This window comes from Vibrio algicola, assembly GCF_009601765.2.
Taxonomy (GTDB): domain Bacteria; phylum Pseudomonadota; class Gammaproteobacteria; order Enterobacterales; family Vibrionaceae; genus Vibrio; species Vibrio algicola.
In genome coordinates this window covers 863,928-879,529 of record NZ_CP045699.1, presented here as the reverse complement: position 1 = coordinate 879,529, position 15,602 = coordinate 863,928, and the positions used below count along the sequence as shown (strand labels likewise).

The following is a 15,602-nucleotide window of genomic DNA, read 5'->3' as shown; positions in this document are numbered from 1 at the left end:
CTTAGATCAGTTATTGAATTCAATTTACCTCTAAAGCAGTAGTACAGACGAGGCACCAATACGTATCTGGTTGATTTAATAACACTTTATTTATTTTATATATCGAAAAAATATTTAAGATTCCGACATTAAATATGCGTCATTTCACATTAAAATGTAATAAAATTACTGTAAAAAACAACCTTACAACAAAAGACTCGTGCTACAAGCAGTATACCTAAACCCGCACAACATGTAACACTTTCGTAATAGTTTTTACACCAAATACACGCTTTTACCCTCACCTTTCCTTTCCTAGCCTTTAACCATAATATAAGATTGAAAAAACGCTATTTAAGCCTCGAATTAATAAAGAATTTCCCTTACATTATCGTTATTCTGTGTGACAGTATGACGAATACCATAATCTTGATGATTGTGGCTGCATAGATAACAATATGCTTCACGTCCTTACACCTTAACCGCCTTTTTATTATGTGAGATGACACCTTATGGGCTCGATTGAACTTGCCATTTACTTCCAATTTTTCTTTGGCTTAGTCGCTGCGGTGAACCCGATTGGCATCATGCCAGTATTTGTTTCGCTCTCCACTCACATGACGCCGGAAGAAAAAAATAAAACCGCCGCAACCGCCAATTTCGCGGTAGCGGTGATCTTGATTGTATCCCTTCTTTTTGGTCAAGTGCTGCTTAATCTATTTAGTATTTCTCTCGATTCTTTTCGAGTTGCGGGCGGCATGTTACTGCTAAGCATCGCTTTCTCAATGATGAGTGGTAAGCTAGGGGAAGATAAGCAAAACAAACAAGAACGAAATGAGTTTATTAGTCGTGAGCAAATTGGCGTTGTGCCACTTGCGATGCCGTTAATGGCCGGCCCTGGTGCGATCAGCTCCACCATAGTGTACGGTGCTCGCTACCCAACCATGATTGATATTTTCGGCATTATTGCCACTATCATTGTGTTCTGCTTTTGTTCTTGGCTGCTGTTTCGATCTGCCCCGATTATTGTTCGCGTGTTGGGACAAACCGGAATTAACGTTGTCACTCGTATTATGGGCTTGATCTTAGCGTCACTCGGGGTCGAATTTATTGCCACGGGACTCGGCAGTTTGTTCCCAGGCTTAATGTAGTCGCCAACACCATACCTGAATGGCGATAATTGCACGAAAATAGTTAAGTAACTGAACGGAAAGGATCCCGTTATGCAAGAGCAAGAAAAAGATCAACCAGAAGGCTTGAAACATAAGCTTTATGTGATCATCTTCGGCACCCACACCACTGCGGGTCGCCGCTTTGACATCATGCTTATTGTGGCGATTATTTGCTCATTGATTATTTTGATCTTAGATTCAGTGCCTTCCTTTGTGGCAAAGTGGCACTATGAATTCGATCTTTTAGAATACTTGTTTACTGCGATTTTCACGCTTGAATACCTGCTGCGCCTATATTGCTCTCCCAAGCCCAAAGCCTATGCGAAAAGCTTTTATGGCATCATAGATTTACTCGCTATTTTGCCCACCTACTTGGCCTTCTTTTTCCCTGCCGCCAGTTTTATTGGCATTATCCGACTATTACGTGTGATGCGGATTTTCCGTATTCTTAAACTAGTTCGATTCTTACAAGATTCGAATTTATTAGTGCGTACTCTGGTTACTTCACAACGAAAAATCTTAATATTTTTCAGCGCTGTGGCAATTTTAGTCACTATCTTTGGCGCATTAATGTATGTGATTGAAGGGCCTGAAAATGGCTTTACCAGTATTCCGCGCGGAATTTATTGGGCAATCATTACTATCACCACCGTAGGCTATGGCGATGTGGTACCACAAACACCATTAGGACAAGCAGTGGCCGCCCTCACCATGTTATTGGGTTATTCAATTTTGGCCGTGCCGACTGGAATTATTACCGCAGAATTAAATCAAGAAATGAAAGCGCATCGTAGCTTAGTACTGTGTCCAAATTGTACTAAGAGTGGCCATGAGACTGACGCGCTGTTTTGTAAGCATTGTGGCAGCGAGCTTGCCGATCCCGATAAACGAGTGGTTCCGGTCAAACAACCGTAATCTTATCACTTACGTCTCATAAACTAACTGAACTAATACCAATTCCAAAAATTTAATGATCGTTCAAAATTGATCAAATATTAAATGGAATAGGTATAACTAAACGACATAAGCCACATAAAAAAATACCGCCTCAAATTGAATGCTTGAGGCGGTATTTTTATTTACGTGTCGTGAGATCTGATTACTTCTCAGCTAAGATAATACGCAGAGTACGACGTAGTGGTTCTGCCGCGCCCCAAAGCAATTGGTCACCAACCGTGAAGGCATTTAAGAACGTATCACCCATTTCCATTTTACGCAAACGACCAACCGGCACTGAAAGCGTACCCGTAACTTTGGCAGGTGAAAGCTCTTGCGCGGTGATCTCTTTCTCATTCGGGATCACTTTAACCCAATCATTATGGGTGGCGATGATTTCTTCAATCTCATCCATCGGCACATTCTGCTTAAGCTTAATAGTTAACGCTTGAGAGTGACAACGCATCGCACCAATACGCACACAAGTGCCATCAATTGGTACTGAATCTGCGCCTTGCAGGCCAAGGATCTTGTTGGTTTCCACCGTGGCTTTCCACTCTTCTTTACTTTGACCATTTTCGCGTTTGACATCAATCCACGGGATCAATGAACCGGCCAAAGGCGCACCAAACTCACTGGTAGGGTAAGCACTTGAACGAATCGTTTCGGCCACTTTACGGTCAATATCTAAGATAGAACTGGCAGGGTCTGCCATTTCAGCACTCACCGATTGGTTAATCACGCCCATTTGCGCAATAAGTTCACGCATATTTTTCGCGCCAGCGCCCGATGCCGCTTGATAGGTCATCGCGCTCATCCATTCGATCATGCCTTTCTCGTACAGGCCACCTAGGCCCATTAGCATTAGGCTCACCGTACAGTTGCCACCCACAAAGGTGTTAGTCCCTGCATGCAACCCTTGTTGAATTTGGGTTAAGTTAACCGGATCCAAAGTAATGATGGCATCATCTTTCATACGCAATGTAGAAGCCGCATCGATCCAATACCCTTTCCAACCCGCTTGACGCAGTGCTGGATAGACTTTTTCCGTATAACCACCACCTTGACAGGTAATGATGGCATCTAATTGTTTTAAGCTTTCAATATCAAAAGCATCTTGTAGCATGCCAGCATCCTTGCCTAAGAAAGGGGCAGGAATGCCTACTTGCGATGTGGTATAGAACACAGGTTCGATGAGGTCAAAATCCTTTTCCTCAACCATGCGTTGCATCAGTACAGAACCCACCATGCCACGCCAACCAACTAAACCCACTTTCATCATGTTCATCTCTCCCTGATATTTATAAATTATGACTATACCCGCCTTATTGAACCTGCCTTTATATTGGCTAAGTTCGATAATTTTGGGTATAAAGCTTGTCTTAATCGAGCAACCCGAATCAACAAGCTTAAAATACAGTTATTACTATCTCATTGCTCAACACATTCTTCAAACAACAATTTCAGATAAAACCAATCACACTACCTCGACCAGCATAAATGCGATTGATTTAACTAAATGGTTTTATCAAACATGTGTTGAGAACACTCAATACCAATTAAGAATTTCTCACTAACTGATCTTTCAAGTTTGGTGGAATGCCTTTAATAGTTAACGTATCGGTTTCTGGATCATAAAAAACCCTTTCACCCAATAACATGGCATCAAAATTTATCGACAAACCGCCACCCGCACCCACATATTTGGCCAACTTACGAATAGTTGAACGGTCAACGGGGAAGCTATCTTCTAATTCATAACCTTGCTTTTGAGTAAACTCTTGAAAGTTATCATCATGTCCTGCGCCAGAAAGCTCACCAGATAATTCACGGATCTCCAGTTCATCACCCGCTTTTAATTGCTCATTACAGTAATCATGCACTTGTTTGCGGTATGCTACGGTTTCATCTTTATTGAGTTGTGAATCGGCGCAGTAATCGTCTACCGCTTGCATCAACACTAAATTTTGTTTCTTGGTATCAAGCCCGACTTCAGCTTGCAAAAAGTCTAAGAAGAAGTCAGCCACTTTGCGCCCCACTCGACCTTTAATATAGGTGAGGTAGCGATTAGATTCTGGGTCAGTTTCATAGCGCGACAGATCAATACGAACCGCGATGTCCATTTTATTGATATCAAGGTAGTCAGTCCCTGAAATATCCAGATCATCATCCACTTTTAAACTTTGATTCGATGGCAGCAAGGCGATAAACAAATATTCAGTCGCTAGTGACTGATATTGCGCCATCACCAATACCCCTTCTTCGGCAAAAGGATATTTCTCTAATTCTGTTTTTAAACGCTCAGCAGATTGTGAGGAAAACTCATAAAAATTTGATTCACCTTGGCGAAATTGCTTCATCCAATATTGGAATTCGCTTTCTTCTTTGTAAGTGCCAAAGCCTTTGCCGCCTTTGGCATTAAAGGTGCGATGAAGTTCTGCGACTAATTGTTCTGAAACGGCATCATTAGACAAAGCGGTGTTACGCAAGTTAACAACAAGCTCATCTTGATCATTTTTTGTCAATTTGTGCAGTATAACGTTGGAAATATTTAAGCTCATGATAAATTAGTTTCAAGTTGATGTTTCAGTTGTGAGGTAGACTAGGGTATCATAAGCCGCTTTTACTATCATTAACCGAATCAGGAAGCAAATAGACACTTATGCCTATTAATTCAAAATACAGCGACAAACAAATCGAACAAATCTTGGCTGAAATTGCAGCGGTACTCGATAAGCACCAAGCGAGCTCGGATCTTAGTTTGATGATTGCTGGTAACATTGTGACAAACATTTTAAATTCCGATGTACCGCGTGCACAGCGTAAACTCATTGCAGACAAATTTTCTCAAGCTCTTTTATCATCAATTGATGCCTAAATTGCCTTTTAACGTTAAATTGAGTTAGAACGATATTTCAAATGGTTAATAGCGGAAACACATACGGAGAGCGCGTCTCTCGACTCGTCAGTTGGGGACATTGGTTCTCTTTCTTTAACATCATTATCGCTATGTTGATTGGCAGCCGTTTCATTGCTCAATCACCATGGCCGGATACGGTTATAGGTCAAGCATACCTTTTGATCTCGTGGTTCGGGCATTTCGCGTTTTTAGTGTTTGCGCTCTACATTTTAGTTTTATTCCCACTGACATTCGTGATCCCTTCACGCAAGTTATTACGTTTAGTCAGTGTGTGTTTTACTACTCTTTGCTTAACCTTGCTATTGCTCGATACTCAAGCCTACGAAAAACTCCATCTGCACTTAAACCCTGTCGTATGGGAACTGTTATTAAGTAAAGAAAAAACCGCTTTTAATGCCCAGTGGCAATACCTCTTTGCCGCAGTACCGATTTTATTTTTAATCCAAATTGTTATTTCAGAGTGGATCTGGAAGAAGCAACGCTCATTGTCACGAAAAAAAATCGGCAAACCCGTCACGATAATCTTTTTCTTATGTTTTTTAAGTAGCCACCTGATTTACATTTGGGCGGATGCTTTTTTCTATCGCCCGATCACCAGTCAGCGAACAAATTTCCCATTGTCGTACCCAATGACGGCAAAATCCTTTATGGAAAAACATGGCCTTTTAGACCGTTCAGATTATTTAGAACGCTTAGAGGAATATGGTAGTGGTAACGGTGAAGTGGTGAACTACCCGCTAGAGCCAATGAAATACGATGGTTTAGGCAAAAAATACAATGTGCTGATGGTGATGGTCGATAACTTGCGTAGTGATATGTTAACTCAACAAGTTATGCCATCGACTTTTGAATTTGCTAAAAACAATCAAAATTTTGTGAATCACTATAGTGCCACTAATAATGTCTATGGCGTGTTCAGTTTGTTTTATGGGCTGCCAAGTAATTATTCTGCCAGTATTAAAGCACAAGATACACAGCCGCTCATTATTGATTCAATGGCAAAACGTCATTATCAAATGGCCGCGTTTAGTGATGATAAATTTGAAGGCTCAGAGCTTTATGATGAAATCTTTAGCTCGATAGATGTGCAAAAAAACACAGCTCAAGATCACGATTCCAATAATGAGATTGTAGATGATTGGAAAACGTGGCTCAGCACTACCTCAAATAAGCCTTGGTTTAGCTATGTAGAGCTGTCTAATGTCGAAAGATTCGAGAACAACACACAAGTATTAAACCAATTCACCCCTAAATCGAAAAATGCCATCGCTATGCTAAAAGCGAGTTATCAATCGGCAGCATTTACCGCCGATCAGTCGATTCAAAATATTTTAACTGAGATCGATAGTAAAAATTTATTAAACAATACCATAGTGGTGATCACCTCCAATCATGGCATGGAGTTTAATGACACCAATAGTAATACTTGGGGCTCAGACAGTAATTTCAGCCGCTATCAACTGCAAGTTCCTATGGTAGTTCATTGGCCAGATAAAAAGCCGACGGTATACACCCAACATACGAGTCACTTAGATTTATCCGCAACCTTGATGCAAGATTTATTTGAAACCTCGTCAAACCCTTATGATTTTAGTAGTGGCCGTAACTTATTTGATACAAGCAAACGCCCATGGATCTTAGCGGGTGATAATAAAAATATCGCACTGGTCACCAAAGATACCACCACTGTGGTTGATCAATTTGGTAACTACAAAGTCTACGATAAAAACTATAAGCGCCAAAAACATGCTAAGCCTAAACTGTCATTCATGCTGCAAGGCCTATCAGAGCTCAAGCGTTTTTACCACCAGCCTAACTGATTAAAAAATAGGCTTTTATTGGTAATAAAAGGTTTACAACACACAAAGAGCTGTATATTATCTACAGCGTAAATCGGAGGGATGGCTGAGTGGTCGAAAGCACCGGTCTTGAAAACCGGCGCCTGTTAATAGCGGGCCTAGGGTTCAAATCCCTATCCCTCCACCACTTTCTAAGCTCTTGATTTTTCAAGGGCTTTTTCCGTTTTTAGGGTTCTTTTTATCACCTACACAAACAGGTGAGACAATTGTACCTTTTAAAACAAGCCAATTCCGTATATTACTCTCACGTATGCTGCCCTAAAGCCTTACACAAGTTCGGTTACCCATTTGACATCAAAGTCAGCCTTCTAACCAAAGATCGCGCTACCGCTTTGCTGCGTAACTTGCATATCTCAGCCACTATCAAGCAATTCCTATTCAACGAGTTACCAAGCAATAAGTCTAAACTCCTACCATTCCGCCAGTTTAAACAAGCCCTCGATCAGGCTATTGATACAGTTCGCCGTAACTCATTCACAACCATCAATTACTCTGTCCCAGCCTTAAAAACCGTGACCGTTTCGGCTGACGAAATAGCACCTCAAACTACCAATAAAGCCACCAGCATTCCTCAACCAGAAAATGAGACAATTAGCCCATCAGATGCACTAGATGAGTTCATCGCCAGCAAGAAAAACACCAATATTCGCTCATTAACAGTGCACCAGCTTAATCAGCGCATTAGTCACTTCATCTGTACCCTCAAAACCCAAGATATGTAATGGTCAAGTAATCCTGTAGGACTTCTAAGCCACTTTTAGTAATCCTTGGCGTTTTTGAACTGGCGTTAAATAATTAATCGCGGAGTTCAATCGCCTGTAATTGTAGAAGCTAATATACCGTTCGACGGCGATTGCCACCGATGGGTGATTGATGAAGCTTAGGTCGTTCAGATATTCCGTTTTCAAATTGAGGAAAAATCGTTCTTGTACGGCATTGTCCCAGCAACACCCTCGCCGACTCATACTTTGTATCATGTTGTGATCGAGAAGCGTTTCTTGGAATAACTTTGCCGTATATTGTACACCCTGATCGGAGTGAAACATCAACCCCTTCGTTGTTGGTTTATGCTGAGCAATCGCGTTCGTTAAAGCTTGTTTGGCCAACTGGGCATCCGGTGTTTTCGACAGTGCATAACCAACAATTTCTCGATTCGCCAAGTCCATCACTGTGGCTAAATAGCTCCAACCTTGATGTGAGCGAATAAACGTAATATCGCCAACCCAATGAGTATTCAAATCAGTCGGGTTAAATGCTCTTTTTAATAAGTTTGGTGTAGTCGGTCGTTCTTTTCCCTGAGCATAATAGTGTGGTTTTTTCGGTCGCTTAGCGACTAATCTTAATGTTTTCATTAGCCTAGCGGTTTTAAATAAACCAACAGTGACGGATTCTTCTTTATTCAACTCAAAAGCCAATCGTCGCTTTCCATAACAATAAAAAGTGTCTTCGAAAATAGTCTTCATTTTATTCCCGAGCACCTCATCGGCAACTCGAGTCACTGGCGTGTAGTCATAGCTTGATATGGGTAACTCAAGCAGCCCACATAATCTCTGAATAGAAATTTTAGGCTCTGCCTTGCTCAGTTGTTGAATCACTTCAAGTTTGGATTGTCGCGTATGAACAAGGCGGTTGCTTTTTTTAACAAGCGAACATCTTCTCTTGATTCTGCCAACTCTTTTTTCAGTTCTTCGATTAATCGTTTATCGGCATCTAAAGGCACTTTATCGGGTGCGAATTCACCACGCTGTTCATCTATGTACTGCTTTTTCCAACGAGCAACCGCAGTAGCGCCAGCGCCTGATATATCCATAATTTGTTGATTGGTATAATGCTCTTCAATCATCAATCTGGCGTACTCGTGCTTTTGTTTATGTGTGTAATTGAGTCGTTTTTTTCGAGTGTTAATGTTCATAGCTAGGTTCCTATATTGCAGTCAATTATAGGCTATAGAACCCTCCAAGATCATTAAACCATTACACTTGCCAATTTCGATAGACTCGAATAAATCTTTAGTAGTCAATAAGCTGAAGTTAACGTCCGAAAAAGGAATGCTATATACAATAATATTACCGACATGACAGATATAATTTCGTCCATAACCATCGATAAACGAAATATCAAATTCATCTGCTAAATCTTGTTTATACCTTGCTTCTCGAAGCAATCGCTTTAACTCCGAGCTTCCTGAAAACAAAATAGGATTAATAATACTTTTTCCTAACACAGAAATATCAATGATATTGTTTTTTGCGTTGGCATAAACTTTTGAATCAGAAGTTTTGTACCAGAAGTTTTGTACCAAAGTAGCTCCCTTAATATATTAACTCTCTTCTTCCTTGGAACTTCTCACACTGAAATTAAAACGCCCCGTGGGATTATGGGACGCATAAAGTGCAGTGCATGGTTATGCATAGCCATCCAAAGGAAAAGGATCTTGCCATTACACGCTCAAAAAGCTGTCGATCATTTTCAGTCGATCACCAAATCCCTTTGAAACTAACAGCCGCGAAAATAAAATACACAGAAAAAATAAGCATATCAGCTTAAATTGAGAAGTATCGTATTTCCGACTAGGATTTGAGCTAAATTATCGTGTCAACTTAACTTTCTATGTTACAATTTTGAGTCATTCAGAGCGTGCTGAATCCCTGATTTAGTTAACTATTTTTTAGTCACAGTGAATACACTTTAAAGTTATTGATCTATGAAAAAGTACGAGTTAGTTGTCCAAGATATTGTTAGCAAGATCTGTCAAAACAGTATCAATCATAAGCTTCCTGCAGAAAGAGAGCTATCTGAAATATATGGGTTATCCCGATTTACTATTCGAAAAGCGCTAGCAAAACTGGAAGCGATTGGCATGGTGACATCTAAGGTAGGCTCAGGGTACTTTGTTAATACATCTTTAGTTGGCACCCCTCTAGTTTATAACTCCGTTACTGAAAACAGCTTTGAAGAAATATCTTATAAAAAGATCAAATTGAATAAAACGTTACCAAACAATCACGAACAACAAATATTTTCTCTACGTGACGATGAATATATTTGGAAGATCAAACGACTTAGGTTAATTAATAATAAAGTCATTCAAATTGAAGAAACGAAAATACCAGTCAGTATCTTTAATGAAATGAACACAGACATCATCGAGAGCTCGATTCAAAAACATGCACTAGCTCAAGGCCTAGAGATCGATAGTTATCTAACGACTTATCAAGCCATCAACGTATCCAAAGATGACGCTGATTTGCTGGGTTGTAAGAAGAATGTGGCAGCAATGAACATCACTAACCGTGGCTTCCTTAACTCTGGAGAATTGTTCATTGTCAGCGACATTATCGATATCAACTATCAATGTACCTACCACACGCCTTTTAACAGTGAGAGCATGAACTTTCGAGACAAAAAATAACGGTTTTGTTTGTATTCAAACCACTTTGCCTTCCCAGGTTTAATTTCTCTAGTTTTCCGTAGCTCCTCCCCACTCCGAAAAAATAACAACCCACACAGTGGCGGGTTGTCAGTAGAATTGAACAACTGTTATGGAGTGTGGATCGCGCCATCAGGAAGGCGACTTTGAGTCCACTCGTGGGGGCGATACATAACAGGGAACTCGGCTGCAACCTCTCGGTCGATTTCAACACCAATACCTGCGATTTCAGAAGCGTATAAGTAGCCATTAATTGGCTCTGCAGCGTTCGGGAATACCTTGTGCGTGTTCTCGTTGTACTCGACATGCTCTTGAATGGCGGCATTGTGTAAATGCACATTCAAATGCGTGTTTACCGCTGCGCCAATTGGCGTCATATCTGGTGGGCAATGCCATGCAATACGAACACCAAAATTCTGACATAGATGACCTAGTTTCAGAGCTGGGGTAATGCCACCGATTTGTGAAACATGGCAACGAATGAAGTCGATACGACGATTTGCAATCAATGATTTCCACTCTTCGGGGTTATTAAATAACTCCCCTAAACCTAATGACACTGAGCTCTGGCTGCGAATATTATCCAACCATTCCGTTTGATTTGGCGGCAGAATATCTTCAATGAAGTACGGCTTATATTGCTCGACTTCCTTAGCAAATTGTATTGCCTGATTTGGGAAAAGGCGCTCATGCACATCGTGAAGAATATGGAATTGATTACCATATTTATCTCTCAGCGACTTAAACATCGTTAGAGTATTGTCCATGTACTGATCTTGATCGTAGTACGAACCTTCAGTCGGGTTTTGAGTAGTATGTAAATCGGTTGGAACACCGCCATAGAAACCAAGCTGACAACGGATATGCTTGTAGCCTTTGTCTAGGAAAGATTCCACCAGCTCATAAATACCTTCCATCGTATCGCTAGTCGCATGTGTGTATACAGGAATAGCATCACGAGACTTACCACCAAATAACTGGTGTAACGGCATGCCCGCTAATTTGGCTTTAATATCCCACAGTGCCATATCAACACCGGAAATTGCATTATTGATAACAGGGCCATTTCGCCAATAAGCGTTAACCATCATCATTTGCCATAAGTCTTCAATATTATTGGCGTTTTTACCAATAAGAATAGGTTTTAAATATTCATCGACCATTGCTTTTACAGCAAGCGGTCGTTGTTGGAATGTCGCACAACCAAACCCTATCACGCCTTCATTCGTTTCAACTACCACGGTAATGAGATTGTGTCTGTCTGGTTTAGTAATAATACAATGGATATTAGATATAATAGTTTCTTTCACAATTAAATTACCTAAACTTAAGTCAACTCCTATTATCTAACCGCTTTAAAAACCACATTTCAAGCGCTAATTTTCAGTAAAAATAATTGGTACGTTAAGTGTTTTTATTTGATATAACAAAACATACCAATTGCCCCAAAATAGTAAAAAAATAATTTTTAGACTTTCAAGTGTGATTGAGATCTCTTTTTATTGTGTTGGAATTAAATTGGTTGCCGTTAAGATTACTCGAGTTAAATATATTCAAATAACAGGTGTAGTATGCAAATGGTAGAAAATAGTGATGCTGTTATTAATAACTCAAAGTTATCACCAAAAAAGAAAAATTTCCTAAAAAACATACAGTTATTGGTTTCTTTACTTGGTGGTAAAGACAATATCGTGAGCATCACACACTGTATGACAAGGCTGCGATTCAAATTGGCAGACGAATCTATGGTAGACGAAGATGCGATCAAACAGATCGCTGATGTGAAAGGGTTGGTGCTTCAACAAGGTCAAACTCAAGTTATCATCGGGGTTGAAGTAGAGAAGTGGTTTAATGCGCTATCAAACACTCAACGAGCTGACGCAAATCCGGCTGATGAGCTAGAAAAAGGCAAACTGTTCCAAGGCGTGATGCGCATTGTTGCGGGTATCTTCGGCCCTGTAGTTCCAGCGATTGCCGGTGCAGGTATGTTGATGGGCTTACTTTCTGGCCTTATTGCAACCAATGTTATCTCTGAAAGCTCAGACACGGTTTATTTCTTCCGCTCTATCTCTCTTGCTGTGTTCTTCTTCTTACCTATGCTAGTCTCTTTCTCTGCAGCCAAGGTATTTAAGGTAAACGAATACATCGCTCTTGCTGTTTCCTCTGCAATGTTAGCCCCAAAGCTAGTAGATAAAGCGGTGATGCTAAAAGATGTAGGCGCGGCACCTAAACTGACGGTGTTAGGCTCAGTACCGATTGAACTACTTAACTACGGGGGCGCTATCGTGCCCGCCATTCTCGCTATCTGGTTATTGTCGAAAGTAACACCTCTAGTTGACAAACTGGTACCCTCTTCAGCAAAACCTGTATTTACACCACTGCTTGCCTTTACGGTGACTTCAACCATCACACTATCATTTGTTGGCCCTGCCGGTATCTGGTTAAGTAATGGAGTGGGTTGGGTAATGAGTTCACTATTGGAAATCTCTCCTACGTTAACAGGCTTTGTGTTTGGTCTAACTCGTCCGATTACGATTGTATTTGGTATTCACCACAGCATGACACCAATTTGCCTGAACAACTTTGCACTGTATGGTAAGGATTTACTTATGCCAATCATGTGTTTAGGTAACATGGCAATTGCTGGTGCGACAATGGCAATCTGGCATAAGCAGCGTAAAACAGTTTCTAAAGAGCAATCTTCAATCACGATGGGCTCAAGCGTTACCGCTATCTTAGGTATCACTGAACCGGCTCTATTTGGTGTCCTAACGAAATACACCAAAGCAATGATGACCGCGAGTTTAGCGGCTGGTGTGTTCGGTGCTATCTCTGTAACGATAGATACCCACTTAACGAGCTACATTCTTTCTTCTGTCTTCAGCTTACCAGCTTACCTTGCAGCCGGTACGCAAAACTTCATTCAAGCACTAATGGGCGTGGTTGGTGTGTTCGCACTGTCTTATGTTCTAACGCTGTTGTTCGTGAAACTAGACAACAAGTAAGAGCTCCTCTCAACCTATTGGGAAAAGAATCAACGTGGCTAGCTTCCTTGTAGCCATGTTCCATCATTTATACCTAGCAATACCAATCTTTCTGTAAGGGCACACTATGAGCCACATTGCGATTATCGGCGAGTGCATGATTGAACTGAACGGCTCTCCATTCGGTACCATGCAACAGACCTATGGCGGGGATACGCTCAACGCCGCTGTTTATTTGAACCGTAGTGCCACCAGCCATTTCTGTTCGTCAAATGCACCTATGATTCGTACCAGTTATGTCACAGCGCTAGGCTCAGACACTATCAGTCAGCAGATGCTTAACCGATGGCAAGATGAAGGTGTAGTGGTTCACTAAAATTGGTCAAGTATTCAGAATAAATTATCTAGGGCGCTTTTGTCCCCAAACAAGTTAAGCTGTGTTATACCTCGGGTTGTTATAACACAGCTTAACTCCAGAAAATGATCAAAGCTCACTGCCTTTATTTATTTTTAATTATCAGTGCTGGTGGCTTTAATTCCCTTACCACTGAGTGCCTACAATTAGGGTAAAATATACCTAGCGTAATTCACTAAATTAGTCTAAGTTCAAATAAGTAACTCAATTGATTTTTTTGATTTAAAGAGCAACCTAAATACAATTCAGTCCACATAACAAGTGCTTACCTAGCGGAATGTTAGGGATAAATCACCAGAAATGAGTGATGTTTTAGGATTCAAATCCCTCCACCACTTTCTAAAAGCCCGCTAAATTATTTAGCGGGCTTTTTCCATTTCTAAACATGACTATTACCAATAGCCATGAATACGGTGGATTTAATGGTGTCTACCGATATAGTTCGCCATATGGCAAGCTTTACCCTGTTTAGGCTTTATGTTCGCTATATAACAAGCCATCTCTTAGTTAGTACTCTGCTTTACTACGCCGCTTTTGTTCATACATGGCTTTATCAGCAAGGTGAATAGCTTCGTGCAATAAATCTACCTCGTCAAAGTGGCTATAGCCAATCGCAAGCGTAAACGAAACATCTTGATAAAAAGGCACATTATCAATTCCCGCTTTTAGTTTATTTAATACCACTTCCGGCTCTAATACCTTCCCATTCGTGACTACTAAGAACTCATCACCACCTAAGCGTACTGCAATGTCAGACGATCGGATAATATGGGTTAATTTTTTGGCTAAAAATCGTAACGCATCATCACCCACGTTATGACCATAAGTATCATTGATCTGTTTAAATCCATTTATATCCAAATAATATAAAGTGCCAGAGCTAATATCCCTGAATTCTAAATCTTGTAATACCCGTTTATTGTATAAACCGGTCAAATCATCCGTTATAGAAAGCGACGAAAACTTTAAGGTTGCTTTATGCTGCTTGACTAACAATGTATAAACCGCAAACATAATTAAGGACATTGCAATAAACCAAGGCAGTACATATTCAGTAATATAGTTGGTCGTCATATAGGCGGTAATCGTTAAATGATGATATTGAATTTGTTTTTTAAACACCGCAGGAAAAAAACGATTCTCACCCACAGAAAATCGTTCATCTTGATAAGTAATATCCATTGCCATATATTTGCTTAACCATGGCCCTAACGACTCGCCCATCAGTTGTTTTAAGTTTATACTCATGCCCAAATCTGCAATCAGCTTACCATTTTTCATAATAGGGGTAATGATTGAAATTTGTTTCTCCCCTAAAGGGAAAGAATTATTAAGCGTTAAAATGAAGGTTTCATTAGGATCTTGATTTTTTAGTTGAGAGCGATATCTCTCTGGCGTGAATATGGGGGCACTAACATTCATTAAATAACGTAATTTAGAGTAAATGGCGGTACTATTCTCGCCATAATATAGAAAAAAACCCGCTGGAGATTGATAATCAGTTTCGGCCCATGCGCGATCTAATGCATGTAACAAAACGGGTAGATTAAAATCTAAGTTTCTAGTTTGACCTTGTACGATTAAGGTTCCCGCAAACTCTGCATATTGGTTAGGATTAATATTGAAGCCAGTAATATCATTCTTAGCGTTGTAAGAAAAAGGTGGATTAAGTTTTTCGCTCGGTGACAATGGTAGTTGATCAATAAGCAACTCAAGCTTTTTAGCCATCGCATTATTGGCATTATAGAAAACGGCCAAATCACCCTGCATATCAGAAACGACCCCTTCAGCATAATTTCTTAGCGTGATACCAGTATAAGTAATCCAACATAATAACGAAGTAAGGATCAAATATAAAAAGGGCTTATTTTTCACTGACTGTTTTATCATAGACAATTTATCTCAAA

General features: G+C 40.3%; 14 protein-coding genes, 1 tRNA gene and 1 pseudogene. 9 read left to right on the top strand and 7 right to left on the bottom strand.

Going from position 1 to position 15,602, the window contains the following annotated elements; genetic code table 11:
* Window positions 1-491 precede the first annotated feature (491 nt).
* The gene (locus tag GFB47_RS04010) at window positions 492-1,130 is read left to right on the top strand and encodes a YchE family NAAT transporter (RefSeq protein WP_153446727.1); all 639 of its coding nucleotides are present in this window, start codon (window positions 492-494) and stop codon (window positions 1,128-1,130) included.
* Window positions 1,131-1,202: 72 nt separating this feature from the next.
* A complete protein-coding gene (locus GFB47_RS04005; RefSeq protein WP_153446725.1) occupies window positions 1,203-2,066 on the top strand; it encodes an ion transporter in 864 nt (287 codons plus the stop codon).
* 184 nt (window positions 2,067-2,250) lie between these two features.
* Here the strand turns inward: GFB47_RS04005 and asd are convergent, their stop codons facing one another.
* Window positions 2,251-3,366, bottom strand: a complete 1,116-nt coding sequence (gene asd / locus GFB47_RS04000) for an aspartate-semialdehyde dehydrogenase (RefSeq protein ID WP_153448140.1) — start codon at window positions 3,364-3,366, stop codon at window positions 2,251-2,253.
* 280 nt (window positions 3,367-3,646) lie between these two features.
* Window positions 3,647-4,648 (bottom strand): nucleoid-associated protein YejK, encoded by a 1,002-nt coding sequence (gene yejK / locus GFB47_RS03995; RefSeq protein WP_153446724.1) that lies wholly within the window; start codon window positions 4,646-4,648, stop codon window positions 3,647-3,649.
* Between the two features lie 101 nt (window positions 4,649-4,749).
* Here yejK and GFB47_RS03990 point away from each other — a divergent pair, with 101 nt between their 5' ends.
* The 4 genes from GFB47_RS03990 to GFB47_RS03975 all read left to right on the top strand — a co-directional run bounded on the left by GFB47_RS03990 (window position 4,750) and on the right by GFB47_RS03975 (window position 7,588).
* Window positions 4,750-4,965, top strand: a complete 216-nt coding sequence (locus GFB47_RS03990; protein WP_153446722.1) for a YejL family protein — start codon at window positions 4,750-4,752, stop codon at window positions 4,963-4,965.
* Window positions 4,966-5,006: 41 nt separating this feature from the next.
* Entirely contained in the window at window positions 5,007-6,827 is a 1,821-nt protein-coding gene (locus GFB47_RS03985; RefSeq protein WP_153446720.1) for a DUF3413 domain-containing protein, read from the top strand.
* Window positions 6,828-6,902: 75 nt separating this feature from the next.
* Window positions 6,903-6,993: transfer RNA gene (locus GFB47_RS03980), tRNA-Ser, on the top strand.
* A 79-nt stretch (window positions 6,994-7,072) separates the two neighbouring features.
* Window positions 7,073-7,588 (top strand): hypothetical protein, encoded by a 516-nt coding sequence (locus GFB47_RS03975; protein WP_153446719.1) that lies wholly within the window; start codon window positions 7,073-7,075, stop codon window positions 7,586-7,588.
* Between the two features lie 24 nt (window positions 7,589-7,612).
* Here the strand turns inward: GFB47_RS03975 and GFB47_RS03970 are convergent, their stop codons facing one another.
* The 3 genes from GFB47_RS03970 to GFB47_RS03965 are packed head-to-tail and all read right to left on the bottom strand — an operon-like array spanning window position 7,613 to window position 9,168.
* Window positions 7,613-8,530 carry an IS3 family transposase gene (locus GFB47_RS03970; protein WP_233282233.1) on the bottom strand — a complete coding sequence of 306 codons (918 nt, stop codon included), beginning with the start codon at window positions 8,528-8,530 and terminating at the stop codon, window positions 7,613-7,615.
* Window positions 8,458-8,778, bottom strand: coding sequence for a hypothetical protein (locus GFB47_RS16550; protein ID WP_225874291.1), 321 nt, complete (start codon window positions 8,776-8,778; stop codon window positions 8,458-8,460). The genes GFB47_RS03970 and GFB47_RS16550 overlap by 73 nt, the downstream gene beginning before the upstream one ends.
* Window positions 8,779-8,799: 21 nt before the next feature.
* Entirely contained in the window at window positions 8,800-9,168 is a 369-nt protein-coding gene (locus tag GFB47_RS03965; RefSeq protein ID WP_218619091.1) for a hypothetical protein, read from the bottom strand.
* 402 nt (window positions 9,169-9,570) lie between these two features.
* Between GFB47_RS03965 and GFB47_RS03960 the strand changes: the two genes are divergently transcribed.
* A complete protein-coding gene (locus GFB47_RS03960; RefSeq protein ID WP_153446716.1) occupies window positions 9,571-10,278 on the top strand; it encodes a GntR family transcriptional regulator in 708 nt (235 codons plus the stop codon).
* A 128-nt stretch (window positions 10,279-10,406) separates the two neighbouring features.
* Here the strand turns inward: GFB47_RS03960 and GFB47_RS03955 are convergent, their stop codons facing one another.
* Entirely contained in the window at window positions 10,407-11,606 is a 1,200-nt protein-coding gene (locus GFB47_RS03955; protein ID WP_153446714.1) for an enolase C-terminal domain-like protein, read from the bottom strand.
* Between the two features lie 261 nt (window positions 11,607-11,867).
* On the opposite strand from GFB47_RS03955, the gene GFB47_RS03950 reads away from it, so the two are divergent.
* Window positions 11,868-13,301: a PTS transporter subunit EIIC gene (locus GFB47_RS03950; protein WP_153446712.1), complete on the top strand. Its 1,434-nt coding sequence runs from the start codon at window positions 11,868-11,870 to the stop codon at window positions 13,299-13,301.
* A 106-nt stretch (window positions 13,302-13,407) separates the two neighbouring features.
* Window positions 13,408-13,644: pseudogene (locus tag GFB47_RS03945) on the top strand (PfkB family carbohydrate kinase); the annotation flags it as partial.
* 558 nt (window positions 13,645-14,202) lie between these two features.
* On the opposite strand, the gene GFB47_RS03940 reads toward GFB47_RS03945, so the two are convergent.
* Window positions 14,203-15,585, bottom strand: coding sequence for a GGDEF domain-containing protein (locus GFB47_RS03940; RefSeq protein ID WP_153446710.1), 1,383 nt, complete (start codon window positions 15,583-15,585; stop codon window positions 14,203-14,205).
* Window positions 15,586-15,602 lie beyond the last annotated feature (17 nt).